The following is a 23,721-nucleotide window of genomic DNA, read 5'->3' as shown; positions in this document are numbered from 1 at the left end:
GCCGCCACGAACCGAAGTAGTGCGACTCGCCTCCCTCGCCGTGGTCGCCCTCTGCGTCGCCGGCGTGGCGCTGGCAGCGCCGCAGCTGGCCTTCGAGGAGTCGCCGCTGTCGGCGCCCTTCGGCGACGACGGCGAGGGGACGGACTACGGTCCCGTCGAGGGGTCGTACTTCAGGGCGGCGAGCTACGACCGGTACACGGGGACGGGGTGGGAGCGGACCGCGAGCGCCGGCTCGACGGACGACCTGGAGCCGCCGCCCGGCGCCGCGGAGACGGTGCGGGTGAGCTACGAGGTGCAGAACCCGGTGCGGACGCTGCCGGCGCCGTGGCGGCCGACCGGCTACGACGGCCCGGCGGCGTCGGCCGCGGGGGGCTCGCTGGAGCCCGACCGGCCGCTGCAACCCGGCGAGAGGTTCACCGTCACCTCCCGCCGCCCCGTCTGGTCCGAGGCGGACCTCCGGACCGCGGGCCGGGACTACCCCGAGGGTATCGAGCAGCGGTACACGCAACTCCCCGACGGGACGCCCGAGGAGCTTGAGTCGACCGCGGCCGAGGTGACGGCGGACGCCGACACCCCTTACGAGACGGCGGTGGCGGTGAACCGCTGGCTGCGGACGGAGAAGAACTACTCGCTGACCGTCGACCGGCCGGACGACGCGGTGGCGACGGCGTTCGCGACCGAGATGGACGCCGGCTACTGCCAGTACTTCGCGACGACGATGGCGGCGATGCTGCGCGCGGAGGGCGTCCCGGCCAGGTACGTCACCGGCTACACGCCGTACGAGCAGGTCGGCGCCGGCGAGCACGTCGTCCGGGGGAAGTACGCCCACACGTGGGTCGAGGCGTACTTCCCGGGCGTCGGCTGGGTGCCGTTCGACCCGACGCCGCCCGCCGAGCGGCAGGACGCCCGCGGGCTGGCGACCGTCGAGGACGGTGAGGGCGAGACGGACGACGGCGGCGAGCAGGCGGCGTTCCGAAGCGTCGTCCCGGAACTGGCGCTCCAGGAGGGCGGCTGGCGGCAACTCGATGCCGACATCGAGGTCGACGGCACCGTGGCCCCGGGCGAGACGGTGACGGTTCGAGTGCGAGCCGACGACGGCTCGCCGGTCGAGGGCGCCCAGGTGCGGTTCAACGGCCGGCCGGTCGGCGCGACGGACGCCGCCGGCGAGGTCGACGCTGCGGTCCCCTACGACGAGGAGCTCCGGATCACCGCGCACGTCTACGAGGGCGACGGGGAGCCGCCGCCGGTCGCAGCCGACGGCGGCTCGGCGGGCGGGTCCTCGCCCGCGAACTCCCGGAGCCTGCAGGACCTCCGCTACGCGGCCCCGGAGACCGAGATATCGGGGAGCCTGACGGGGCTCTCCGACGCCGTGCTGTTCCGGGCGACCGTCGAGGAGGGCGCCGTCCTCCGTCGGGGATCTCCCGCGGACGAAGTCGAGGCCCCCGACCCGGACGGGGGTACCGGTGAGGACGCCGGTACCGACCGGACCACCGGGTCGGCGGGCGACCGCGCGGCCGTTCGGACCGTCCCCGAGGCGGTCGCCGACCTGAGCGGGTTCGAACGTGTCCGGCTCCAGCCGGCCGGCTCGGAGCGGACCTTCGACCTCGAGACGACCGTCGACGTCGCGGTCGAGCCGAGCGACGGGAGCCACCCCAGGGACCCCCTCGAGGTCACGGCGACGCTCGACGGCCGACCGGTCCCGGACGCGACGGTGACGGCCGGCGACGAGTCGGCGACGACCGACGCCGAGGGCCGGGCCACCATCCCGACCCCCTACGAGCGCCCGGCGACCGTGGTGGTCGAGCGGGGCGCCGCACGCGGGGAGGCGTCCGTCCCCGTCCAGGGGACCCTCGACGTGACGGTCGCCGACGACTGGGCGGCCGGCGGACCGCTGTCCGTCCGCGCCCGCGTCGACGGGCGGCCGGTCCCCGGCGCGACGGTCACCAACGGCGTCGAATCGGTGACGACGGACGCCGCCGGGGTCACGACGGTCCCGGCGCCGTACCGCTCGCCCGGCGAGGTCACCGTCGAGCGGGGGAACTTCTCCCGGACCGTCGAGCGGTCGGTGACGACCGGCGAGCCGTCGGTCGCCGTCGCCGACCCGGTCCCGGGCCGCGAGGTCCTCGTCCGGGGCGCGGTCGGGGACGAGCCGATCCGGAACGCGGTCGTCGCGGTGGACGGCCGACCGGTGGGGGACACCGACCGGTTCGGTCGGGGGCGGATCACGCTCCCGTACAACGATTCCGTCACCGTCGCCGTCTCCCGCGGGGACGTGCGGGCCGAACGGCGACTCGACCTGCCGACGGCCGTCCACGTCCGGACCGACGGCCGGGCGGTCCCCGGGAGCAGCGTCGACGTGCGTGCGACGACGGTCGACGGCGAGCCGGTCGAGAACGCGACGGTCTACACCGACGGAGAGGCCCTCGCCAGGACCGACGCCGACGGCCGGACGACCGTCGACGTCCCGCTGGCGGCGGCGACGTTCGACCTCCGTGTCCAGCGCGGCGACGCGGCCGGTGAGACGCGGGCCGGCCACGTCTGGGTCTACTGGGTCGGCCTCCTCGGCGTGCTGGCGGTCGTCGGCCTCGCGGCCCGGCGGCGGGGGTACCTGGAGCGGCTGCCGCGGAACCCGACGGGACTGCTCGCGCTCCTGGTCGGCGCCCTCGGACGGCTCGTCGACGGCGTGCTCGCGGACGTCGAACGGACGCTCGCGGTCCGCGACGCCGGGATTGGAGGGACGACTCGCGACGCCGACGACCCGACCGACCCGGCGTTCCTCGTCGAACCGGCCCCGGACAACGACGTCTACCGGGCGTGGGTCGCGCTGGCGGCGGGCCTCGACGGGACACAGCGGACGCCCGCGGCGGTCGCGGACCGGGCCGTCGAGGCGGGCCTCCCCGAGGAGGCCGTCGCCGAGCTCACCGACCTGTTCCGCGAGGTGCGGTACGGCGACGCCGACCCGACCGAGGAGCGCGAGCGCCGGGCCGAGGCGGCGCTGTCGCGCATCCGGGAGGCGACGCGATGAGGCGGGACCTGGCCGTCCTCGGCGCCGCGCTCGTCGTCCTCGGGGCGGTCGTCGCGGCGTCGCCCGGCGTCGACGCCGCGCTCTCGGGGCCGGTGACGCCGAACGTCCTGGCGATCCTCGGCCTCTCGTCGTCGCGCTCGTCGGCGCGGCGCTCACACGGGACCGTCCCGACCGAACGCCGATGCGTCGCCGTCGATCAACGACGACGACCTGCTCGGCGCGGAGTTCGACGCGACGCTCGCTCGCGTCGAGCGGATGAGCAGCACCGAACTCCGGACCGACGACGCGCCCGAGGAACTCCGCGAACGACTCCGGGAGGCGACGGTCGCGCTCGTCGCGAGCCGCGAGGGCGTCGACCGCGAGACGGCCGCGGCCCGCGTCGAGCGCGGCGAGTGGACCGACGATCCGCTGGCGACGGCGTTCCTCTCGGACTCGCTCCGCGCGCCGCCGGCGGTCCGGTTCCGGGAGCGCTGGTCGACGACGCCGCGGGTCGTCGCCAGGACGCGCCGGACCGTCGCGGCGCTGGAGGGGGAACTGTGAGACGCGGTCTCGTCGCCGCCGCGCTGGGCGTGGCCGGCCTCGGCGCCGCCGTCGGGCGACCGATCGTCGTCGGCCTCGCGGCGGTGCCGCTGGCCGCCCTCGTCGCCGGGCTCCTGACCGCGCCGCCGGCGCCCCGCGTCGCCGTCGACCGGGAGCTTTCGAACGCGGCGCCGGCCCTCGGAGAGCGCGTGACCGTTCGCGTGACCGTCGAAAACGAGGGCCGGACGGTCGCGGACTGCCTCGTCGCGGACTCCCTGCCCGAGGGCGTCGACGCCGTGGACGACCCGCGGGCATCGGTCCGGCTCCCCGCCGGCGCCTCGACGACCCTGGCGTACGACGTCGTCGCGCGGCGCGGCACCCACGCGTTCGGCCCCGTCGCGGTGACGGCCCGCGGGCTCGTCGACGACGCGACCGTCGAGCACGACGTCGAGACGTCCTTCCGCTGCCGCTCGGACGCCCGGCCGCTGGAGCTTCGAGCCTCGGTCGGGCGGCGCGTCGGCGACCAGCGAGCCGACACCGGCGGCAGCGGCGTCGAGTTCCACTCGGTCCGGGAGTACCGCCCCTCCGACCCCCAGCGCCGCATCGACTGGCGGCGCTACGCCCGCTCCCGCGAACTGACGACCGTGGAGTTCCGCGAGGAGCGCGCCGCGACGGTCCACCTCCTGGTCGACGTCCGCGACGGCTGCGACGTCCGCGGGCGGGCCGTCGAGCCGTCGGCACTGGCCTACGGCGTCGACGCGGCCGAGCGGCTGGCTCGCGCCCTGCTGGAGCGCGGCGTCGACGTCGGCGTGGGGCTGTACCCGGACTCACTGGACGCGCTCCCGCCAGCCGGCGGTCGCCCCCAGCGGACCCGGATCGAGCGGCTGCTCGACGGCCACGCGTCGCTGCCGTGGGGGGAGGGCGTCGCCGTCCCCGGGGTCGGGAACGCGGCGGTCGCCGACGGTGGCGCGGCGAGCGGGGACCCCGCGTCGTCGACCTCGCCGTTCGACGCCGGACTGCCGGACCCGCTCCGACGCGACGCGCGCGTCCTCCTGGTCTCTCCCTGTCTCGACGACGCGTCCGTGTCGTTCGCGGTCTCCGTCCACGAGACCGGCGGCGACGTCGGCGTCCTGTCGCCGGGTGTCGGCGGCGAGACGCCGGGTGCCGTCGTCGAGCGGGCTCACCGCGAGGAGCGGCTGGCTCGGCTCGAGGGCGCTGGGGTCCCGACGGTCGACTGGCGGGTCGCCGAGCCGCTGTCGGGCGCCGTCGAGGAGGTGTTCGCGACGTGGACGTGAGTCGGGTCACCGGGGCGGCGGGCGTCGCCGCGGCGCTCCTGGCGGCGGTCCTGCTGCCCGCGTCGGCGCTCGTGATCGCTGCGGGCGTCGCCGGCGCCATCGCCGCGGTGACCGTCGACCGCGATACCCCCGGACTCGCCGCCGGGAGCCTCGCGCTGGCCGCAGCGACGTCGCTCACCGCGAGCGCAGTGACGAACGTCGACTCCGCCGGCGCGGCGCTCGGCTCGCTGTTCGTCGCGGCGGGCCTCGCGGGATGCCTGACTGCGGCGTTCGGGCGACTGGAACCGGACGCGCCGAGTCGAAACTCGGCCAGAGGCGCCCCCGGCGGCGGTGTCGCCGGCCTCCTCGGCGCGTGGACCGCCCTCGTCCTGCCGTCGACGGCGGCGCTGGCGCTGCTGCTGGCGTCGTCGCAGCCGTTCGGGAGCTTCCTCAGCTCCCGGCTGGCGGTCCAGGGGGTCGCGCCGGTGCTGCTCGGCGTCCCGGTCGCGGTCGCTGTGGCGTCCGGCTGGGCCGCGCTGGCGTCGTGGCGGGCCGCTGGCCTCCCGCCGTGGCCGTGCACCGTCGGCCCCGCGGCGCTGCTCGTCGGCGTGGGTGCGCTCGTCGCGCCGGAGACGCTCGCTGTCGACGCGCTCCTCGTCGGGAATCTCGCGGACGGGGCGCCGGCCTACGTGCTGCTGTGGTCGACAGCGACGGCCCTGGTCGCGAGCGCCCTGGCGGGCGTCGTCGCGGCCGAGGACCCGCGGTTCCGCCGCGGGCCGGCGTGGGTCGCCGTCGCCGCCGGGCCGCTGGCTCTCGCCGCGTTCGTCGCCGCGGTCGACGGCGGCCCCTTCGTCGCCGCGGCGCTGGCCGCGCTCCCGCCGGCGGCAGACTCCTTCGGCGTCGTCGTCGAGACGGTCGCCCCCTCGACGGCGGCGGCGTTCCTCGCGGCGCTCTCGGTGTCGGGGCTGGCCTTCGCCGCGGCGCTGCTGGCCCGGGCGCCGCTGGCCCGCGAACTGACCGCGGGGCGGCCCGCCGGCGTCGGGGCGGGCTGTCTGCTCGTCGCGGTCGCGCTGGCGGGGGTGAGCGCGGCTGTGACCGCGCTGGCCGGCGGGTTCGCGGTGCTCTCGTGGGTGCTACTGGCAGCGGAGCCGGCCATCGCGCCGCCGCCCCGGACCGCGCTCTCCCGCGCCGGCGTCGCGACGCTGGCCGTGGGCTGCGGCGCGGTGGCTGCGGTCCCGCTGGTCGGCCTCGCGCCCCGGACCGAGCCCGGCGTCGGCGCCGCCTTACTGCTGGTCGGCGTCTCGGTGCTGGGCGCGGCTATCCGCTGACGGTCGGCGTCGGGGTCCCCTCGAGGGCCGCCTCGATCACGGTCGCGGGCTCCGTTGCGCCGACGCGGGCCTCCGGCGTGAGGACGAGCCGGTGGGCCAGTGCCGGGACGCCGACGCGCTCGACGTCGCCCGGGACGACGTAGCCGCGGCCCTCGACGACGGCGCGGGCGCGAGAGAGCTCGAACAGCCGCTGGAGGCCGCGCGGCGAGACGCCGACCTCGACGGCGTCGTGGCGGCGGGTCGCCTGGACGACCGCGGTCATGTACGCCCGGAGATCGGGGTCGACGCGCACGTCCTCGGCGGCCGCCTGCAGCTCCCGGACGGAGTCGGGCGTGAGGACGCCCCACGCCGCGGGGGTGCTCGTCTCGCGCTCGGCGCGGCGGTCCAGTAGCTCCTGCTCGCGGTCCGGCTCCGGGTAGCCGATAGAGGTCTTCAGCCAGAAGCGGTCGCGCTGGGCCTCCGGTAGCGGGAACGTCCCCTCCTGCTCGACGGGGTTCATCGTCGCCAGCACGATGAACGGGTCGGGGAGCTGGTGGGTGGTCCCGTCGACGGTGACCTGCTCCTCGGCCATCGCCTCGAGCAGCGCGGCCTGGGTCTTCGGCGGCGCCCGGTTGATCTCGTCGGCCAGCACCACGTTCGCGAAGATGGGGCCGCGGCGGAACTCGAAGGAGCGGTCCCGCTCGTCGAAGACGTAGGAGCCGGTGACGTCGGCGGGCAGCAGGTCGGGGGTGAACTGCACGCGGGAGAACTCGAGGCCGAGGGCGGTCGCCAGCGACCGGGCGGTCAGCGTCTTCCCCGTCCCCGGGACGTCCTCCAGGAGGACGTGGCCGCCGGCGACGACGCCGGTGACGAGGGTCTCGAGGAACGACTCGCGGGTGATGACGGCGTCCGAGACCGACGCCAGCACCGACGACGCGGCGTCGGCCGCCTCCGGAACGTCCATGGCTGGCCTCTGGGGGCCACCCGCTTAGGTCTGACTCCACGGGGTCGTGATTTCGTCCGAAAGCAGGCGTCAGAAGTGGGCCGAGGCGGTTCAGCCGCCGAGGTACAGCTCCGAGACCTCGGGGTTGTCGAGGAGCGCGTCGGCGCGGTCCTCGTAGGCGACGGTCCCCTGGTCGAGGACGTAGCCGCGGTCGGAGATGGCCAGGCCCTTCGTCGCGTTCTGCTCGACCATCAGGATGGCCGTGTCGAGTTCGTTGACCGCCTGGACGTCCGCGAACACCTCGTCGGCGGTGTTGGGCGCCAGCCCCGCTGAGGGCTCGTCGATCAGCAGGACGTCGGGCTCCATCACCAGCGCGCGGGCGAAGGCGACGACCTGCCGCTGGCCGCCCGAGAGGGTGCGGGCCTTCGCGGCGCGCTTCTCGGTGAGCAGCGGGAACCGGTCGTACAGCTGGTCGACGACCTCGTCGAGGCGGTCGTCGTCGTGGGCGACGCCGCCCATCCGGAGGTTCTCCTCGATGGTCAGCGAGCCGAACACGTTGTCGGTCTGGGGGACGTAGCCGATGCCCTCGCGGACGATGTCCTCGGGGGCCATCCCGCCGATGTCCGCGCCGTGGTAGCTGACCCGGCCCTCCCAGGGCGTCAGCAGGCCGAAGGCCGTCTTGAGGACGGTCGACTTGCCGGCGCCGTTCGGGCCGATGAGACAGACGATCTCGCCGTCGTCCAGACGGATCGACAGGTCGTCGAGGACCTGCACCTCGCCGTAGCCGCTGTCGACGTCCTCCAGGGCGAGGGCGGGGTCGTGGTCGGGGTTCGCGCTCACGCGCCACCCCCGAGGTACGCCTCGATGACGCGGTCGTCGGAGCGGACCTCGTCGGGCGTCCCTTCCATGAGGACGCGGCCCTGGTGCAGTACGACGACGGGGTCGGCGAGTTCCATCACGAAGTCCATGTCGTGTTCGATGAGCAGGCAGGTCGTCCCCTGCTCGTTGAGCCGTCGGATCTGGTCGGCGAGCTTGTTCCGCAGCGTCGGGTTGACGCCGGCGACGGGCTCGTCGAGCAGCAGGACCTCCGGCTCCGCCAGCATCGCGCGGGCGAGTTCGACGAGCTTCATCTGCCCGCCGGAGATGTCGGTCGCCGGTTGGGTCGCGAGGTGGTCGATCTCGAAGTCCTCGAGCATCTGCTGGGCGTCGGCGAGGTGCTTCGTCTCCGCCTCGGCGACGCTGCCGGGCGAGGTGAACAGCTTGACGAACGACTCGCCGGGCTGGTTCCGCGGGCCGACGAGCATCGCCTCGCGGACGGTCATCCCCTCGAGCTTCCGGGGCGTCTGGAACGTCCGGATGAGGCCGTGCTCGGCCACCTCGTGGGGGTCCTGTCCGGTGACGTCGGCCCCGTTGACCTCCACCGTCCCGCCGTCGGGCTCGTAGAAGCCCGAGACGAGGTTGAAGATCGTCGACTTGCCGGCGCCGTTCGGGCCGATGAGCGCCGTGATCGTGCCGCGCTCGACGTCGAAGGTCGCGTGGTCGGTGGCCACGAGGCCGCCGAAGCGCTTCTGGAGGTCCCGGACCCGGAGGACGACGTCGTCCTTCGAGGTGTCGGCCGGAACGTCCGCTTCCGGCGGCTGGCTCGCGTCACTCATCGCCGTCACCTCGGGTCGACTGGTTGACGGCGGAGTCCGGCGTCGTGGCCGCCTCGTCGACCGATCCCGGCCAGATGAGCTCCTTCTGGGGCGGCAGGACGCCCTCCGGCCGGAACCGCATCACGAGGACGATGATGACGCCGATGGCGAGCAGCCGCAGCGGCGCGACGTCGACCGGGAGCCACGCGAACTCGTTGAGGAAGCGCGTCCCCTGGCGGATGGTCACGACGACGACGCCGCCGAAGACCGCCCCCCGGGTCGACCCGCTGCCGCCGAGGATGACGGCGACCCAGACGTAGAACGTCGTGATGGGGTCGAGGTCGCCCGGCTGGACGTAGAGGTTCAGGTGCGCGTAGAAGACGCCGGCCAGCGCCATCACGAGGCTGCCCAGGACGAACGCCTGCATCTTGAACGAGTAGGTGTTCTTCCCGAGCGCGCGGGCGAGGTCCTCGTCCGAGCGGATCGTCCGGAGCACCCGGCCCCACGGCGAGCGGTGGGCCCGCGCGAGGATCGCGTAGCTGACGCCGACGAACGCGAACACGAGCGCGACGTTCAGCAGCATCCCGTAGAACGGGGCACCGAGTTCGATGACCGGCCCGGCGGGGACGTGGATCTGGAGGCCCGGCATCGCGTCGGGGAACGTCGACAGCACCGGCCAGTTCTCGAAGAACCCGGGGATGCCCCGGATGCCGGCGGTGCCGTTCGTCCAGTCCTGCTTGTTCTTGACGACGATCCGGACGACCTCGGCGAGGCCGAGCGACGCGATCGCCAGGTAGTCGGCCCGGAGCCGCAGCGTCGGCACGCCGATGACGAGGGCGAGGACGACGGCCATCCCGAGGGCGGCCAGGAGGCCGAAGATCGGGTCGAACCCGCCGGCCAGCGGCGACCCCGAGGCCGACAAAAGCGCCGCGCCGTAGGCGCCGACGCCGAAGAACGCGGCGACGCTGAAGTTGATGAGGCCGGTGTACCCCCACTGGGCGTTCAGCCCCAGCGACAGCAGCGCGTACATCCCCGAGAGGCCGACGAGGAACAGGAAGTACGTGGGCGTGAGGACCCCGGTGAGCAGTCCGAGGAACAGCAGGCCGACGAAGGCCGCGATGGCGGCGGTGACGCCGCGCTCCGCGACGGTCAGCCCGCTCCAGTAGCCGCCCGTGTCCTGACTGGTGGTCACGTCAGCTCGCCTCCCCGGCGATGCCGGACGGTCTGACCAGCAGCACGGCGACCATGATGAGGAAGACGATGGCCTCCGCGTACTCGATGCCGATGGGGATGCCGAAGGTATCCGGGACGAGCGGCAGCACGCTCCCCAGATCCGAGAGGATGGGCGTCAGCTGCCTGATCATGCCGATGAGGAAGCCGCCCAGCATCGCGCCGTAGACCGACCCGATGCCGCCCAGGATGACCGCCGCGAAGACGAGCAGCAGGAGGTTGAACCCCATCCGCGGCGAGAGGTTGTTGAACAGGCCGAGGAAGACGCCGCCGGCGCCGGCCAGCCCGGCGCCGATGACCCACGTCCACAGCCGGATCCGGTCGGTCCGGATGCCGCTGACCCGCGCCAGCTCCGGGTTGTCGGCCATCGCGCGCATCTTCCGGCCGAGGTCGGTGTACTGCAGCAGGACGTGGAGTCCGACGACGAGGACGATCGCCGTGATCACGATGGCGACGTCGTGCTCGGTGATTCGCACGCCGTAGGGCACCAGCGCCTCGATGGGCCGCAGCGGCGGGACGCCGAACCGGGTGGCGTCGGCGCTGAAGCCCATCTGGATGACGCCGCGGTAGATGAACGCGATGCCGATCGAGGTGATGAGCAGCCCCAGCGACCCGACGTCGAGCGGCTCGTAGATGAGCTTCTCCGTGACGATGGCGACGAGGGCGGCCGCGGCGATGCCGACGCACAGCGCCAGGAAGAACCCGACGGGCAGGCCGAGGACGGCGCCGCCGACGCCGCCGACGAAGCCGAACGCGACGAGCGCCGAGTAGGCGCCGACGGTCATCGTGTCGCCGTGGGCGAAGTTCGCGAAGTCGGCGATGCTGTAGACCAGGGAGAGCCCGACGCTCCCGAGGACGATGATGCTACTGAACACCAGCCCGTTCGCGATGAGTTCGAGGACCGGCATCGCGAGCTTACGCCTCGATGAAGCCGGCGTCGACGTACTCGTGGTCCTGGACCTCCAGGATCTGGAGGTAGCCGACGGGGTCGCCGTTCTCGTCGAAGTCGATGGGGCCGCTGACCCCCTGGTAGTCGACGTCGCCGGGGCCGCCGCCGTCGGCGAGGATGTCGCTGGCGGCCTCGAAGGTCGTCACCTGCTCGCCTTCGGGGCGGGTGACCTCGCGGACGGTCTCCTGTAAGGCGGCGCCGGAGAACTCGTCGGCCGCCTGGATTGACAGCGCGGCGGTGACGACGCAGTCGTAGGCGTAGGCCGCCCACGCGGTCGGGGTGGTGTCGAACTCCTCCTCGAAGGCCGCGGCGAACTCCTTGTAGTTCTCCTGCTCGACGGGCGCCGACGGGACGGTGATCTTCATCCCGTCCATGACGCCCTCGGGGGTGTCCTCGAGGACCGTCTGGCCCTGCGCGGAGTCGGCGCCGTAGAACTGCCCCTCGTAGCCGCTGGAGTACGCCTCGTTCATCATCGAGGTGAACTCCGCCTGGTAGGTGATGAACAGCCACGCGTCGGCGCCGGAGGAGTTCAGCTCCGACATGACGCTCGCGTAGGAGGACTGCTCCTGGTCGTGGGAGTTGTTGTAGGCGACGTCGCCGTCCCAGGCGTCGACGAAGGCGTCGGTGAGGCTCTGGCCGTAGTCGTTGTTGACGTAGGTGATCGCCACCTCGTCGTAGCCGTCCTCGGCGATGACGTCCGCGAGCGCGGTCGACTGCGTCCGCCCCGTCGGCGACATCCGCAGGAGGCCGGGGAAGTCGGTGAGGTTCAGCCCCGTGGAGTTCTGGCTCAGCTGGACGACGTCCGTCCCCTGGACGACGCTCTCGTAGATGGCCAGGCTGACGCCGGAGCCGACGGCGCCGATGAGGAACGGGACGCCGTCCTGGTTGACGAGCTTCTGGGCGGCGGAGACGCCGCCCTGGCTCTCGCTCTCGTCGTCCTCGACGGTGATGTCGAGCTCCCGGCCGTCGATGGTTTTCTCGTTGACGCGGCTCAGCGCAAGCTCGATGCCGCGCTGATTGCGCTCGCCGAACGCCGACAGCGAGCCGGTCAGCGAGTCGATCATCCCGATCCCGTAGGGGCCGTCGCCGTCGCCGTTCCCGTTGCCGTTTCCGTTCCCGTCCGAGGTGCTGATACAGCCCGCGAGGGCGGCGACGCCAGCCGCGCCCGACGCCTTCAGTACCGCTCTGCGAGTCTCGCTTGACATGTGATTGTCTCCCATGGTCGTCTGGGGGTACCTAACGGCAGAGCGACCCTGAACGGGCGACCGTCCATGGTCGGGTCCCGACGAGATGCGGGTTCTTTCCGCCACGAGACGGCAGAATAGTATGGTCGGGTCGGTCTTGAGGCCGGACGCGGACGAACGCCGACCATGCTCCCCCCGATTGCGGACAACTTCGTCGCCGGCGAGGACGCCGCGGCGGCCATCGACCAGGTGCGGGCGTGCAACGAGGACGGCGTCGCGGGCATCTGCAACCTGCTCGGCGAGCACTACGAGAAGCGGGCGCCGGCGGACGCCGACACCCGCGCGTACGTCGACCTGATCCGGGACCTCGACGACGCCGGCGTCGACGGCTGCGTCTCGGTGAAGCCCTCGCAGATCGGCCTCGACGTCGGCGAGGACGCCTTCCGTGAGAACCTCGCGACCATCGTCGAGGCCGGACAGACCCGCGACCGCTTCGTCTGGATCGACATGGAGGACCACACGACGACGGACGTCACGCTGGACGCCTTCGAACACCACGCCCGCGAGACCGGCGGCGACGTCGGCGTCTGCGTGCAGGCGAACCTCGAGCGCACCCGCGAGGACGTCGAGCGGCTGGCCGACCTCCCGGGGAAGGTCCGGTTCGTGAAGGGCGCCTACGACGAGCCGCCGGCCATCGCCCACAAGGGCGGCGACGCGGTCGACCGGGCCTACCGCGAACTGCTGGAGTACGCGTTCCGGGAGTTCGACGACGGCGTCGCGGTCGGCAGTCACGACCCCGCGATGATCTCGCTGGCCCGCGACCTCCACGACGAGTACGGCACCGACTACGAGGTCCAGATGCTGATGGGCGTCCGGGAGACGGCCCAGCGCGACCTGGCGGCCGAGGGCGTCCGGACCTACCAGTACGTGCCGTACGGCGACAAGTGGTTCTCGTACTTCTACCGGAGGATCCGCGAGCGGAAGTCGAACGCGCTGTTCGCGCTGCGGGCGGTCATCGGTCGCTAGTCGGGTCGAGAAGCTTCGACTCGGCCTTCCGGAGGTGCTCGAGCAGCGTCGTCTTCGAGACGTCCAGCTCCTCGGCGAGGTCGCGGGTCGACGTCCCGCGCGGCCACTCGTAGTACCCCTCCTCGCGGGCGTGCTCGAAGACCTTCCGCTGGGTCGGCGTCAGGGAGTCGAGGCGGTGCTGTCGCTCCGGCTGGTTCGACTCGCCGGCGGAGGTGATGCGCTGGACGGTCACCTCGGCGCCGGCGTCCTCGCGGACCCCGTCGAGGGCCGGCTCGATCTCGCCGCGCTCGCCGGCGAAGCTCACCTGCCAGTACTCGCGGCCGCCCTCGATGCGGACGGGTTCGCTGTGGACGAAGCCGTGATCGAGCAGCACCGGGCACACCATGTCGCTGGGATTGTACTCGAGGAAGAACTCCCGGGCGACGTTGCCCGGCGCGGCGTGGCCCGTCCCGAAGCGCTCCTGGAGCTCCAGGAGCTCGCCGCTGTGCGGGGACTCCGCGATGGTCGACAGCAGCTGTTCGATCTCTGCGGTGCTGTCGGCGTAGGCGGTGAACAGCCCGTTCACCGAGTCCGTCTCGATGTCCGCCTTCGGCGTGTTGTAGATCGCGTGGGCGAGCACGCCGCCCGGCACCTCGGTCGTCGACTCGATCGCCCAGCAGTTCGGGTGCCAGAGGTCGAGCGTCAGCCGCGTACCCGCCGCCTTCTGCGTCTGTCCCATCATGACTAGTTCGTACTCCAAGGGTATGTGAGTGTCGACCATGGTCGGGCAGGCGACCATGGTCGGGCGGGTCGGCGTCCAGGCCGCAGCCTGCCGTACGTGACGTCCTCGGGGGCCGACCCCGGCGCCCGTCCATGGACGGGCCGGGGTACTGGACGGCCGGGAGACACTACAACGTATGGAGCGACACGAGCACTACATCGACGGCGAGTGGGTCGCCGGAAGCGGCGACGACGACTTCGAGAGCAGGAACCCGGCGAACGGCGAGGTCCTCGGGACGTTCCCGCGCGGGACCGAGGCGGACGTCGAGGACGCGGTCGCGGCCGCCCGGGACGCGGCCGAGGAGTGGCGCGCCCTCTCGTACCCCGACCGCGCGGAGTACCTCTGGGACGTCTACCAGCAACTGCGGGAGCGGACGGACGAACTCGGCGAACTCGTCACCCGCGAGTGCGGCAAGGAGATCAGCGAGGGCCGGGCCGACGTCGTCGAGGCCTACCACATGGTCGAGTGGGCCGCCGGCAACGGTCGGCACCCCCACGGCGACGTGGTGCCCAGCGAGATCGCGGCGAAGGACGCCTACATGCGGCGGAAACCGCGCGGTGTCGTGGGATGCATCACCCCCTGGAACTTCCCGGTGGCCATCCCGTTCTGGCACATGGCGGTGGCGCTCGTCGAGGGCAACACCGTCGTCTGGAAGCCCGCCGAGCAGACGCCGAAGTGCGGCCACGCGGTCGCTGAACTGCTCGTCGAGTCCGGCATCCCGGACGGCGTGTTCAACATGGTGCAGGGCTTCGGCGACGCCGGCGCGGCCGTCGTCGACAGCGACGTCGAGACGGTGCTGTTCACGGGCAGCGCCGAGGTCGGCCAGGGCATCGCCGAGTCCATCGGCGGGACGCCCGGCAAGCTCGCCGCCTGCGAGATGGGCGGGAAGAACGCCGTCCTGATCACCGACGAGGCGGACCTCGACCTCGCGGTGCCGGCCGCCGTCCTCTCGAGCTTCAAGACGACGGGGCAGCGCTGCGTCTCCAGCGAGCGCCTCATCGTGCACACGGACGTCTACGACGAGTTCAAGGAGCGGTTCGTCGCGGCCGCCGAGAAGGTCTCGGTGGGCGACCCGCTCGACGAGGACACCTTCATGGGGCCGCTCGTCGAGCCCCGCCACCGCGAGAAGGTCCTCGAGTACAACGACCTGGCGCGCGAGGAGGGCGTGAACGTCCTCGTCGACCGCGCGGACCTCGACGACGAGGAGATCCCCGACGGCCACCGGGACGGCCACTGGATCGGGCCGTTCGTCTACGAGACCGAGTACGACCCCGAACTGCGCTGCATCCACGAGGAGGTCTTCGGCCCCCACGTCGCGCTCATCGAGTACGAGGGCGGCATCGAGCGCGGCGTCGAGCTCCAGAACGCCACCGAGTACGGCCTCGCGGGCTCGATCGTCAGCGAGGACTACCGCCAGATCAACTACTACCGCGACCACGCCGAACTCGGCCTCGCCTACGGCAACCTCCCCTGCATCGGCGCGGAGGTCCAGCTACCCTTCGGCGGCGTCAAGAAGTCCGGGAACGGCTACCCCTCCGCCCGCGCCGTCATCGAGGCGGTCACCGAGCGCACCGCGTGGACGCTGAACAACTCCTCGGACATCGAGATGGCACAGGGCCTCTCCGCCGAGGTCACGGTGGAGGACGACTGATGGCCATCAGGACCGAGGTCGCCGGCTGCCTCCGCTGCGGAGCGCCGACCGCTCGCGACGGCGGCAACCGGCGCTGCCCGTCGTGCGGCTGGCGCGAGTGCGCCGGCGCCGACTGACCGGGCCTCAGGCCGACGTTTCGATCCGATCGCGTATCCTGCCGCCGACGGTCGCGACGAGCAGCACCGCGGGCGCGACGACGAGGGCGACGAAGGCGAACGTCAGCGCGAGCGGGAGGCTCTCGAGCCACAACCCCGCGACCGACGCCGCGGCGAGACAGCCGAGCACCGCGAGCGCGGCACCCTGCGTGACCGAGTCGACGTCGTAGCCGCCCCACCGACGCCGGAGGTTCACCGCGAGCACGACGGCGGCCATCGCCGCAGCGGCGACGGCGCAGAGCCAGAACAGGCCGACCGCAAGGAACCCGACGGCGACGCCGGGCGCCGGCTCAACGCCGCTCGCCGCCGGTAGGCGATTCGAGGCGCCCTCGACGACGAGGACGCTGCCGGCGGCCAGGAGGGCGTACAGTGCGGCGCAGACCGCCTCGGTTCGCCGGTACGGCAGCCGTTCCATATCGGGCGCTGGGGCGCCGGGGAGGTAACCGTGGGGGTCGCTCCGCGCGAAACGCAACCGTTTCCTGGCCGCACGCCCTCGTTCGCGCCGAATGGAGCCGTCCGTCGTCTCGCTGGTCGTCGGCGAGGTCCTGCCACGGGTGGCCACCATCGCGGTCGCCATCGCCGGCGGCGTCGCCTTCGCCGACCTGCTGGTCGCCTTCGGCGTCATCCGCCACGTCGCCGCGCTCTCGCGGCCGCTCACCGGCCCCGCCAACCTGCCGGACGAGGTCGGCGGCGCCATCATCACCACCGCGGCCTCGACGACCGCCGGCTACGGCATGCTCGCGGAGTACCGCGACGCCGGCCTGCTGGACGACCGCGCCACCCTCGTCGCCGTCACCATCAACACGTTCTTCGGGTTCGTCCAGCACATCTTCACCTTCTACGCGCCGGTCCTGATCCCCATCCTCGGGCTGAAGGTCGGCCTACTGTACGTCGGCACCCGCGCCGGCGTCGCCCTCGCCATCACCGCCACGGGCGTCCTCGCCGGCGCCGTCCTGCTCTCCTCGCGGAACGTCGACCCGGAGGCGATGGCGGAGCTCGAACCCGACGCCCGCCCCGACGGCGGCGAATCGCCCACGTCCACCCGCGAGAAGCTCGCCGGCGCGGCCCGCTCCGGCGTCGAGAAGACGCGGGACATCCTGCCCCGCCTCGCGGTCGTCTACACCGCGGTCGTACTGCTGACGACCTACTACGACCTGGAGGCGCTGACCGGCGGCGCCGCCGACCCCCTGGCCGCGCTGACCGGCCTGCCGTCGGCCGCCGTCCCCGTCATCGTCGTCTTCGCCTTCGACACCACCAGCGGGGCCGTCACCATCGCGCCGCTGGTCGAGGACGGCGTCTTCACCGCCCGCACCGCCGTCGCGACGATGCTCGTCGGCGGCATCGTCTCCTTCACCGTCTCGACGTTCAAGCGCTCCATCCCGTTCCAGTACGGCATCTGGGGCGCCGAATTCGGGACGAAGGTGATCCTGGTGAACACGGGGCTGAAGGTGTTCTGGATCGCGGTGGCGCTGGTGGGGCTGTTGGCGGTGTGAAAATGACGACCTCCATAGTTAGAACTCGCCCAGTCGGAGGGCAGTCCATTACATCAACTACAGGCACTCAGGAACCGTCTGCGTAGTAGAGGACTCCGAGGAAGACCACCATTGCCAGAATCCCGAGGGTCGTTTCACCCAAACTAGAAACCCCCGTCACAATCGCCTTGATTGTGGCCATCGATTGATTTACTCCTTCTACGTCCCCCTCGATTATCATGCCTAAAGTGGTCAAAACCACAATTAGTCCTGTGAACTTCAGGGCTGCCCCTGTAAACCCCATGGTTAGCAATGGGAAGGGCTACTAACGATGGTTTTGACTATTTCGAGAGTCAATAATAGTACCCAGGACGTTTCGAATTGTAGAGTTCGGTGAAGACTTACGAATTGAATCTGCTCTCGCGATGTTCACAGTTATCGGCGGTGGGACTAGACAGTCTGACAAAGAGCTTGTCGTTTTGACGGAGTTGAAAGCATCAATGAGCCAGGGATACGACTCTTCAGACCAGCGTCCTACAGAACAGTTCACTAATTGGAACATTAGCCCATCGCTCGCGAGCTGTACCGGTACCGTCGGCGTGCCGTCCTGCAGTTCGCCGACGCACTCGCGGCAGAACTGGTAGGCCGGCTCGTTGACGGCCGCACAGGACGGGCGATGTGAGCGCGAGGACACCGGGATTATCTCCCCACCGGCGCAAGGGGGAGGCGTGCACCTCTTGGCGACGACGAACGGCGGGCTGGAGTCCGTGACGGCCGACGAGCTCGACGAACTGCTGGGACTCGACGCGGCCGTCCACCACCGCGGCGTCGTGGAGTTCGACGGGAACCACGAGGACGTTTACGACCTCCACTACCGCTCGCGGACCTGCCACCGGGTCATGGAGGTGCTCGTCGACGCGCCGGTCGAGGAACTGGAGGACGTCTACGACCGGACCCGCGAGGCTGACCTGGCGGCTCATCTCCCCTCGTCGGACTTCGGCGTCGTCGGGACGCGCCACGGCAGCCACGAGTTCACGAGCGTCGACGTCGCCGAGCGGGTCGGCCAGGGGGTCATCGACGGCTACCGCGAGGCGACCGGCGAGCGGCTGCCCGTGGACCTCGACGACCCGACGGTGCGGCTGGAGGCGTACCTCTACGACGACCGGTTCACCCTCGCGATCGACCTGACCGGCGACTCGCTGCACCGGCGGCCCTACCGCGTCTGCGAGCACGACGCGCCGCTGCGCGGGACGCTGGCGTACTCGATGCTCCGGATCGCGGGCTACGGGGCCGAGGACCGCCTGGTCGACCCGATGGCCGGGTCGGCGACCGTCCCCATCGAGGCCGCGCTGGCGGCGACCGACCGACCGCCGCGTCCCGACCTCGAGCCCGCACTCGACGCGCTGCCGCGCTACGACGGCGCCGCGTTCCGCGAACGGCGGGCGGCCCACGAGTCGCGCTCGCCGGACCTCGCCATCGAGGCCCGCGACCGCCGCGAGAAGTGGCGCCGCTGCGCCCGCGTCAACCTGGAGGCCGCCGGCTTCGAGGACGCCGTCGAGGTCGTCGACGCCGACGCGCGGACCGCGGCCGTCGAGGCCGACTGCGTCGTCACGAACCTCCCGTTCGGCATCCGGGTCAGCGAGGACCTCCGGGCGCTCTACGCGGACTTCGCCGACCGGCTGCGGGAGGGCGACGTCGACCGGTTCGTCGCCCTGACGACGAAGCCGGAGCTGCTCCCGATGGAGCCCGTCGAGCGCTACGACATCCCCTACGGCCGCATCGACGCCGCGATCGTCGCCTACGAGCCGTGACCCGTCGAGTGGACGGTCGTCCGTCGCGACGGGGCCGCACCGGTATCTTTATGAACAATCGTGAAATACAGTGGGATACATGCGAAGCGCCGATTCCGGCCCCCGTTCGCTGCTCGGCGTCGCGGTACGCGTAGCCGTACGCTAGTTCTCTCTTCCGACTCTCGTACCGACGACGACCGTCCTACCGAACCCAACAGATGAGCACCGAACCCACCCCGACGCCCGATACCGAACCGACGACCGAGACGCCGCCCACCGAGATCGCCGCCCGCACTGGCGACGACCCCTGGGCCGCAGCCGACGAGACACCCGGTGACCTCGACCGCCCGACGACCGCGGCCCAGCAGCTGTTCGACCCGTACTCCGTCGCGCGACTCCGCAACCTGATGGACGACGAGAACGCCTACTGTAGCTGAGTCGCCCCCTCCGCCGCCGCGTCGAACCCCTCCGGGAACGCCGACATCAGCACGACCGCCTCGCCGTCGATCACGACCTCCCCGTCCCCGTCGTAGACGGTGGTCGTCAGCTCGTACTTGCTCTTCCCGAGGTCCTCGACGACCTCGCACTCCGCGGTGACCGTCTCGCCGATCTCGACCGGGCCGAGGAAGCGGAGGTCCTGCGAGAGGTAGATCGTCAGCCCCGGCAGCCGGGCAAGCGCGGCGCTGATGAGCCCCGCCGTCAGGATGCCGTGGGCGATGCGCCCGCCGAAGCGGGTCGCCGCCGCGAACTCCTCCTCGAGGTGGATGCGGTTCGTGTCGCCGGTCGCCTCCGCGAACCGGCGGACGTCCTCGTCGGCGAGCTCCTTGCGGAACCGGACGACGTCGCCGACCGAGAGCTCGTCGTCGCCCTCGTGCTCGAATGACCAGTCGGGGTCGTCGTAGGTCGTCGACGGCGAGGAGGAGCGCAGCCTCGTGAGGCGCTCCGTCCACCCCTCCGAGGTGCGGCTCATGTGCGGCAGGTAGTACGAGAGGTCCGTCGTCGTGACGATGCCGACCAGCCGGCCGTCCTCGCAGACCGGCAGCCGCCGGATGTCGTGGTCGGCGAGCAGCGTCGCCGCGTCCTCGATCGAGGTGTCGGTCTCGACGGTGACGAGGTCGTCCGAGAGGATCTCGGCGACCGTCAGCGCCCCGGCGTCGGCGTCCTCGGCGATGAGGTCGACCATGTCGGACTCGGTGACGATGCCGACCGGCTCGTCGCCCTCGCAGACGACCAGCGAGCCCACGCGGGCGTCCCGGAGCTTCCGGGCGGCCTCCATCGCGGTCGCCTCGCGGGCGACGGTCTCGACCGGCGACGACATCACGTCCTCCACCGTCAGTGTGACGAGCATACTCGACCCTCGACCGCGACGCGGAAGAGCCTACGGGCGAAGCTATTCCCGCCTCGCGGCCCTCCTGGGGGTATGGAACGGCCGCCGTGGCTCGCCGAACCGCACCCGCGCGTCGTCGACGGCGCGCTGCTGGCCGGCGTCGCGTTCGTCCTGGCGACGGGCGTCGTCAGCCTCTACTCCGGCCGGCCGAGCCGGGCGTGGGTGTTCGTCACGCACGGCCTCGGCGGCCTCGTGCTCGCGGCCCTCGTCGCGCTGAAGCTCCGCCGCGTCCGCCGGCGTGTCACCGGCGGCGCCTGGACGGCCGTCGTCGCCCTCTCGGTGCTGCTCGCGGTCGCCACCGTCGGCGCGCTTGCCAGCGGCGTCGCCTGGGTGTTCGGCGCGTCCCTCGACCTCGGCCCCTGGGGGCTGCTGAACCTCCACGTCGGCCTGGGACTGGCCGTCGCCGCGCTGCTGGTCGTCCACCTGCGGTTCCGCTTCCGGCTGCCGGAACGGGGGGACTTCGAGGGCCGGCGATCTGCGCTGCGCTTCGGCGCGCTCGTCCTCGCCGGCGCGGCCGTCTACCGCGCGCAGGGCGTCGCCAACGCCGCCCTCGAGACCGCCGGCTCGGACCGCCGGTTCACCGGCTCCCGCGAGGAGGGCAGCGACGACGGCAACGCCTTCCCGGTGACCAGCTGGGTCGCCGACCGACCGGAGCCGGTCGACGCGGACGCGTGGACGCTGACCGTCGACGGCGCCGTCGCCGCCCCCGCCGAGTTCGACTACGCGACGGTCGCCGGGGGAGACGACGAGACGCGCGCCCTGCTGGACTGCACGAGCGGCTGGTACTCGGAACACGACTGGCGCGGCGTCGCGGTGGCGTCGCTGCTCGAGGCGGTCGCCCCCGACGACGGGGCCGCGTGGGTGTCGTTCCGGTCGGTCACCGGCTACCGCTGGAGCCTCCCGATCGAGGAGGTCCGCGAGGCCCTGCTGGCGACCCACGTCGACGGCGAGCGCCTGACGCACGGCCACGGCTTCCCGCTCCGGCTCGTCGCGCCCGGGCGCCGCGGCTTCCAGTGGGTGAAGTGGGTCGAGGAAGTGCGGGTGACGCGCCGCCGCGACCGCGGCGAGCGGCTCGCTATCTTCGTCAGCGGCTTCAGCTAGTGTCGACCGGCCGGCCGTCCTCGGTCGGCGGCGCGACGTGGTCGACGAACGACTCGACGTCCGGCTCGTTCACCCGCACGCGGACGTGGATGTCGCCGAGTTCGCTGCCGCTGCCGACGGCGAAGTTGACGACGCCGCGGAACGCCGCCTGCTTCTTCAGGTCGAACGTGAACGTATCGCCCTCGTGGTTCGCGAAGAACGCGCCGCGGGCGGAGTCGAGGATGGCCTGCTCGTGGAGCCGCTCCGAGAGGTGGTCCATCGAGTGGCAGGTCGCCAGCAGTTCGCCGGGGTGGGTCTCCACCTCGGCCTCCGGGAAGAGGTTCCGGATGGCGTCGGCGACGCGGTCGGTCACCTCGGTGTCGTGGACGGGGGCCGTGATCTGGACGTCGATGCTGTATATCATTCGAGTACCTCCCTGACGCGGGTCCGGAACGCCCCGAGCGTGCCGGTGTTCTCGACGGTCACGTCGGCTTGGTCCATCGCCTCGCCGAGCCCGAAGCCCAGTTCTCGCTCGTCGCGCTCCTCGAGCCCCTCGCCGTCCCCGTCGACCCGGTCGCGACCGCGGTCGGTCACCCGCTTCCGTCGGAGCTCGAACGGCGCCTCGATGCTGACGAGCGAGAAGTCGTCGCCGAAGCGCTCCTCGAAGACGTCGACCTCGACGTCAGAGCGGATGCCGTCGACGAGCACGGTGTCGGCGTCCTCCAGGGCCGCCTCGATGTGCGGCAGCGACGCCTCGGCGATGGCCGCGGGGCCGTTCTCCTCGCGGAGCTTCGTGGCCACCTCGCCGTGGTGTTCGGCGGGGTCGAGCCCGCGGTCGCGACACTCCGCGCGGATGACGTCGCCCATCGTGACGACCGGCACCCCCAGCTCCTCGGCGACGGTCGCGAACTCGCCCTTGCCGCTGCCGGCCAGCCCGACGGTTCCGATGACCTGCATCTACCCGGTGGTAGTCCGAGCGTCGGTTTAAGGGCTATCCTTCGCCGTAGCGTCCGAGAATAGGGCCGGTGATCCAGTTTACTCGGCCTGGTTACCGGTGTATCTCCCCCTCGAAGAGCAGGAACTGCTCTAACTGGAGTCTGACGTTGACGAACCGGTCGAGCGGCGCGCTCTCCGGGGGCACCTCGTTGACGCCGACCGACAGTTCGCGGTCGGCGGGTAGCGCCAGGTTCACCCGGTCGCCGACCGAAACTGCTTCGGGGAGCCTGGAATGGCCGAAATTGCTTCCAGATGACACGTTGACCTGTGCCTTGCCGGGTACCTCGGTCCCGTTGACCATCTCTAATTCGATCACCTCGCCGTCCTCGACGAGCTGCATCTCGAACTGGACGCCTTCCTCCTCGGCCGTTTCCAGCCAGTCGGGCGCCTGGATGTCGGTCTCCCCGACAGCAGTGACCGTCGCCTCGACTGCTTCCTGCACCGTCGAACCGTCCTGATCGACCGTCAGGTCGTAGCTGAGTTCGCTGACGTAGCCGGCTTGGCTCACGGCGACCGACGCCGAGAGGTCCGTCACCTCACCGAAGACGATATCTGAGAGCTTCTGCTCGTCGGCGACGCCCTCGGCCTCGTAGACGGCGGCGTAGTTGCCAGCAGCGTCTTCCTTGACCTCGGTCGCCTCGCCCCAGGAGACTCCGGCAACCAGGGCTCCGAACCGTGACACCTCGGAGACCGATTCGGCCGTGGGCGCCTGATTGTCGATCCGGTATCGCTGGTCGAAGCCGGAGTCCATCTGGACGTATCCGACTTGCTCCCCGGACGGCGACCACAGCGTCTCGGTCACGTCGCCGTCGGTCACTACCGAGACGCCCGCGGAGCCCCATCGCTTGGTGACCGATTCGGACTGGCCGTGACCGTCGTACGAACGCTGCTCGTCCAGTTCCACCGTGAGCGACTTGGCGTCAGTGATCGCGGTCCTGTGTGTATCCGAGAGAGTGGACCCGTCCACTTCGGTCTGCGATGCACCCTCGGGGTACTCGAATTCCTCCAGCGTCGGTGCTGCAGGCGTCGAAGTAGGTGTCCCGGAAGCCGCGTCAGGTTGCTCGTCCTCCCCAGCGTCCGCGCCAGGATCGTCCCCACCAGTACACCCTGCGAGCAAACTAGTTGCTACCGCACCCGTCGCTAAGAGGTTCCGTCTCGTGAACCGCTGTTCGTCTCCCATTGGTCATTTTGTGGGTACAGTACATACTATACATAAATATTCTTATCAAATCAACACGTATCAATAAACCACTCCTCGATTAAACTCGCTGATTCACTGACACTCGTCCTATCTGTCAATTCACGTGTTCGATTCCTCGCAAGACAGTCCTGGTCGATC

At 71.5% G+C, this 23,721-nt stretch carries 23 protein-coding genes and 1 pseudogene; 10 read left to right on the top strand and 14 right to left on the bottom strand.

What is annotated here, in order from left to right:
• Positions 1-19 precede the first annotated feature (19 nt).
• The 4 genes and pseudogenes from HWV07_RS09910 to HWV07_RS09895 all read left to right on the top strand — a co-directional run bounded on the left by HWV07_RS09910 (position 20) and on the right by HWV07_RS09895 (position 6,146).
• The gene (locus HWV07_RS09910) at positions 20-3,025 is read left to right on the top strand and encodes a transglutaminase TgpA family protein (RefSeq protein WP_178334143.1); all 3,006 of its coding nucleotides are present in this window, start codon (positions 20-22) and stop codon (positions 3,023-3,025) included.
• 177 nt (positions 3,026-3,202) lie between these two features.
• Positions 3,203-3,565: pseudogene (locus HWV07_RS09905) on the top strand (DUF7269 family protein); the annotation flags it as partial.
• Entirely contained in the window at positions 3,562-4,839 is a 1,278-nt protein-coding gene (locus HWV07_RS09900; RefSeq protein WP_178334141.1) for a DUF58 domain-containing protein, read from the top strand. The pseudogene HWV07_RS09905 and the gene HWV07_RS09900, both read left to right, overlap by 4 nt.
• The gene (locus tag HWV07_RS09895; protein ID WP_178334140.1) at positions 4,830-6,146 is read left to right on the top strand and encodes a hypothetical protein; all 1,317 of its coding nucleotides are present in this window, start codon (positions 4,830-4,832) and stop codon (positions 6,144-6,146) included. Before HWV07_RS09900 ends, HWV07_RS09895 begins: the two co-directional genes overlap by 10 nt.
• Here the strand turns inward: HWV07_RS09895 and HWV07_RS09890 are convergent.
• The 6 genes from HWV07_RS09890 to HWV07_RS09865 form a co-directional block, all read right to left on the bottom strand.
• Positions 6,136-7,089 carry an AAA family ATPase gene (locus tag HWV07_RS09890; protein ID WP_178334139.1) on the bottom strand — a complete coding sequence of 318 codons (954 nt, stop codon included), beginning with the start codon at positions 7,087-7,089 and terminating at the stop codon, positions 6,136-6,138. The genes HWV07_RS09895 and HWV07_RS09890 overlap by 11 nt on opposite strands.
• Positions 7,090-7,179: 90 nt before the next feature.
• Positions 7,180-7,908, bottom strand: a complete 729-nt coding sequence (locus HWV07_RS09885) for an ABC transporter ATP-binding protein (RefSeq protein ID WP_178334138.1) — start codon at positions 7,906-7,908, stop codon at positions 7,180-7,182.
• Positions 7,905-8,723, bottom strand: coding sequence for an ABC transporter ATP-binding protein (locus HWV07_RS09880; RefSeq protein ID WP_178334137.1), 819 nt, complete (start codon positions 8,721-8,723; stop codon positions 7,905-7,907). Before HWV07_RS09880 ends, HWV07_RS09885 begins: the two co-directional genes overlap by 4 nt.
• Positions 8,716-9,894: a branched-chain amino acid ABC transporter permease gene (locus HWV07_RS09875; protein ID WP_178334136.1), complete on the bottom strand. Its 1,179-nt coding sequence runs from the start codon at positions 9,892-9,894 to the stop codon at positions 8,716-8,718. Before HWV07_RS09875 ends, HWV07_RS09880 begins: the two co-directional genes overlap by 8 nt.
• 1 nt (position 9,895) lies before the next feature.
• Positions 9,896-10,840, bottom strand: coding sequence for a branched-chain amino acid ABC transporter permease (locus HWV07_RS09870; protein WP_178334135.1), 945 nt, complete (start codon positions 10,838-10,840; stop codon positions 9,896-9,898).
• Positions 10,841-10,847: 7 nt separating this feature from the next.
• Complete coding sequence (locus HWV07_RS09865; RefSeq protein ID WP_178334134.1) at positions 10,848-12,086, bottom strand: ABC transporter substrate-binding protein; 1,239 nt, start codon at positions 12,084-12,086, stop codon at positions 10,848-10,850.
• 165 nt (positions 12,087-12,251) lie between these two features.
• Between HWV07_RS09865 and HWV07_RS09860 the strand changes: the two genes are divergently transcribed.
• Positions 12,252-13,091 (top strand): proline dehydrogenase family protein, encoded by an 840-nt coding sequence (locus HWV07_RS09860; protein WP_178334133.1) that lies wholly within the window; start codon positions 12,252-12,254, stop codon positions 13,089-13,091.
• On the opposite strand, the gene HWV07_RS09855 is transcribed toward HWV07_RS09860, so the two are convergent.
• Positions 13,078-13,809, bottom strand: coding sequence for a helix-turn-helix domain-containing protein (locus HWV07_RS09855; RefSeq protein WP_178336040.1), 732 nt, complete (start codon positions 13,807-13,809; stop codon positions 13,078-13,080). The two genes, HWV07_RS09860 and HWV07_RS09855, sit on opposite strands and share 14 nt — an antisense overlap.
• Positions 13,810-13,987: 178 nt before the next feature.
• On the opposite strand from HWV07_RS09855, the gene HWV07_RS09850 reads away from it, so the two are divergent.
• Entirely contained in the window at positions 13,988-15,502 is a 1,515-nt protein-coding gene (locus HWV07_RS09850; protein WP_178334132.1) for an aldehyde dehydrogenase family protein, read from the top strand.
• Between the two features lie 123 nt (positions 15,503-15,625).
• On the opposite strand, the gene HWV07_RS09845 is transcribed toward HWV07_RS09850, so the two are convergent.
• Positions 15,626-16,072 (bottom strand): hypothetical protein, encoded by a 447-nt coding sequence (locus HWV07_RS09845; protein WP_178334131.1) that lies wholly within the window; start codon positions 16,070-16,072, stop codon positions 15,626-15,628.
• Between the two features lie 91 nt (positions 16,073-16,163).
• On the opposite strand from HWV07_RS09845, the gene HWV07_RS09840 reads away from it, so the two are divergent.
• Positions 16,164-17,150: a nucleoside recognition protein gene (locus HWV07_RS09840; protein ID WP_178334130.1), complete on the top strand. Its 987-nt coding sequence runs from the start codon at positions 16,164-16,166 to the stop codon at positions 17,148-17,150.
• 67 nt (positions 17,151-17,217) lie between these two features.
• Here the strand turns inward: HWV07_RS09840 and HWV07_RS09835 are convergent, their stop codons facing one another.
• Both HWV07_RS09835 and HWV07_RS20110 read right to left on the bottom strand, forming a co-directional pair.
• A complete protein-coding gene (locus HWV07_RS09835) occupies positions 17,218-17,433 on the bottom strand; it encodes a hypothetical protein (RefSeq protein ID WP_178334129.1) in 216 nt (71 codons plus the stop codon).
• 21 nt (positions 17,434-17,454) lie between these two features.
• Positions 17,455-17,823, bottom strand: coding sequence for a DUF7577 domain-containing protein (locus HWV07_RS20110; RefSeq protein WP_425487799.1), 369 nt, complete (start codon positions 17,821-17,823; stop codon positions 17,455-17,457).
• 34 nt (positions 17,824-17,857) lie between these two features.
• Between HWV07_RS20110 and HWV07_RS09830 the strand changes: the two genes are divergently transcribed.
• Positions 17,858-18,940: a THUMP domain-containing class I SAM-dependent RNA methyltransferase gene (locus HWV07_RS09830; protein WP_178334128.1), complete on the top strand. Its 1,083-nt coding sequence runs from the start codon at positions 17,858-17,860 to the stop codon at positions 18,938-18,940.
• Between the two features lie 197 nt (positions 18,941-19,137).
• A complete protein-coding gene (locus HWV07_RS09825; protein ID WP_178334127.1) occupies positions 19,138-19,356 on the top strand; it encodes a hypothetical protein in 219 nt (72 codons plus the stop codon).
• Here the strand turns inward: HWV07_RS09825 and HWV07_RS09820 are convergent.
• Positions 19,344-20,267 (bottom strand): CBS domain-containing protein, encoded by a 924-nt coding sequence (locus HWV07_RS09820; RefSeq protein WP_178334126.1) that lies wholly within the window; start codon positions 20,265-20,267, stop codon positions 19,344-19,346. The genes HWV07_RS09825 and HWV07_RS09820 overlap by 13 nt on opposite strands.
• A gap of 72 nt (positions 20,268-20,339) precedes the next feature.
• Between HWV07_RS09820 and HWV07_RS09815 the strand changes: the two genes are divergently transcribed.
• The gene (locus tag HWV07_RS09815; RefSeq protein ID WP_178334125.1) at positions 20,340-21,407 is read left to right on the top strand and encodes a molybdopterin-dependent oxidoreductase; all 1,068 of its coding nucleotides are present in this window, start codon (positions 20,340-20,342) and stop codon (positions 21,405-21,407) included.
• Here HWV07_RS09815 and HWV07_RS09810 read toward each other — a convergent pair.
• From HWV07_RS09810 to HWV07_RS09800, 3 genes are all read right to left on the bottom strand, one after another.
• Entirely contained in the window at positions 21,400-21,810 is a 411-nt protein-coding gene (locus HWV07_RS09810) for an RNA-binding domain-containing protein (protein ID WP_178334124.1), read from the bottom strand. The two genes, HWV07_RS09815 and HWV07_RS09810, sit on opposite strands and share 8 nt — an antisense overlap.
• Positions 21,807-22,343: an AAA family ATPase gene (locus tag HWV07_RS09805; protein ID WP_178334123.1), complete on the bottom strand. Its 537-nt coding sequence runs from the start codon at positions 22,341-22,343 to the stop codon at positions 21,807-21,809. The genes HWV07_RS09810 and HWV07_RS09805 overlap by 4 nt, the downstream gene beginning before the upstream one ends.
• Before the next feature lie 91 nt (positions 22,344-22,434).
• On the bottom strand, positions 22,435-23,562 hold the full coding sequence (locus tag HWV07_RS09800) for a DUF7537 family lipoprotein (RefSeq protein WP_425487798.1): 1,128 nt from the start codon (positions 23,560-23,562) through the stop codon (positions 22,435-22,437).
• Positions 23,563-23,721 lie beyond the last annotated feature (159 nt).

The sequence above is a fragment of the Natronomonas salina genome (assembly GCF_013391105.1).
GTDB classification, from domain to species: Archaea; Halobacteriota; Halobacteria; order Halobacteriales; family Haloarculaceae; genus Natronomonas; species Natronomonas salina.
The sequence above is the reverse complement of the archived record's forward strand: the minus strand, read 5'-3'. Positions and strand labels throughout refer to the sequence as shown.

Bases quoted from the DNA above. Each gene is read 5' to 3' on its own strand.
- HWV07_RS09890 (WP_178334139.1), bottom strand. From the start codon at position 7,089: ATGGACGTTCCGGAGGCGGCCGACGCCGCGTCGTCGGTGCTGGCGTCG.
- HWV07_RS09880 (WP_178334137.1), bottom strand. From the start codon at position 8,723: ATGAGTGACGCGAGCCAGCCGCCGGAAGCGGACGTTCCGGCCGACACC.
- HWV07_RS09870 (WP_178334135.1), bottom strand. From the start codon at position 10,840: ATGCCGGTCCTCGAACTCATCGCGAACGGGCTGGTGTTCAGTAGCATC.
- HWV07_RS09865 (WP_178334134.1), bottom strand. From the start codon at position 12,086: ATGTCAAGCGAGACTCGCAGAGCGGTACTGAAGGCGTCGGGCGCGGCT.
- HWV07_RS09860 (WP_178334133.1), top strand. From the start codon at position 12,252: ATGCTCCCCCCGATTGCGGACAACTTCGTCGCCGGCGAGGACGCCGCG.
- HWV07_RS09855 (WP_178336040.1), bottom strand. From the start codon at position 13,809: ATGGGACAGACGCAGAAGGCGGCGGGTACGCGGCTGACGCTCGACCTC.
- HWV07_RS09850 (WP_178334132.1), top strand. From the start codon at position 13,988: ATGGAGCGACACGAGCACTACATCGACGGCGAGTGGGTCGCCGGAAGC.
- HWV07_RS09845 (WP_178334131.1), bottom strand. From the start codon at position 16,072: ATGGAACGGCTGCCGTACCGGCGAACCGAGGCGGTCTGCGCCGCACTG.
- HWV07_RS09840 (WP_178334130.1), top strand. From the start codon at position 16,164: ATGGAGCCGTCCGTCGTCTCGCTGGTCGTCGGCGAGGTCCTGCCACGG.
- HWV07_RS09835 (WP_178334129.1), bottom strand. From the start codon at position 17,433: ATGGGGTTTACAGGGGCAGCCCTGAAGTTCACAGGACTAATTGTGGTT.
- HWV07_RS09825 (WP_178334127.1), top strand. From the start codon at position 19,138: ATGAGCACCGAACCCACCCCGACGCCCGATACCGAACCGACGACCGAG.
- HWV07_RS09820 (WP_178334126.1), bottom strand. From the start codon at position 20,267: ATGCTCGTCACACTGACGGTGGAGGACGTGATGTCGTCGCCGGTCGAG.
- HWV07_RS09815 (WP_178334125.1), top strand. From the start codon at position 20,340: ATGGAACGGCCGCCGTGGCTCGCCGAACCGCACCCGCGCGTCGTCGAC.
- HWV07_RS09810 (WP_178334124.1), bottom strand. From the start codon at position 21,810: ATGATATACAGCATCGACGTCCAGATCACGGCCCCCGTCCACGACACC.
- HWV07_RS09805 (WP_178334123.1), bottom strand. From the start codon at position 22,343: ATGCAGGTCATCGGAACCGTCGGGCTGGCCGGCAGCGGCAAGGGCGAG.
- HWV07_RS09800 (WP_425487798.1), bottom strand. From the start codon at position 23,562: ATGGGAGACGAACAGCGGTTCACGAGACGGAACCTCTTAGCGACGGGT.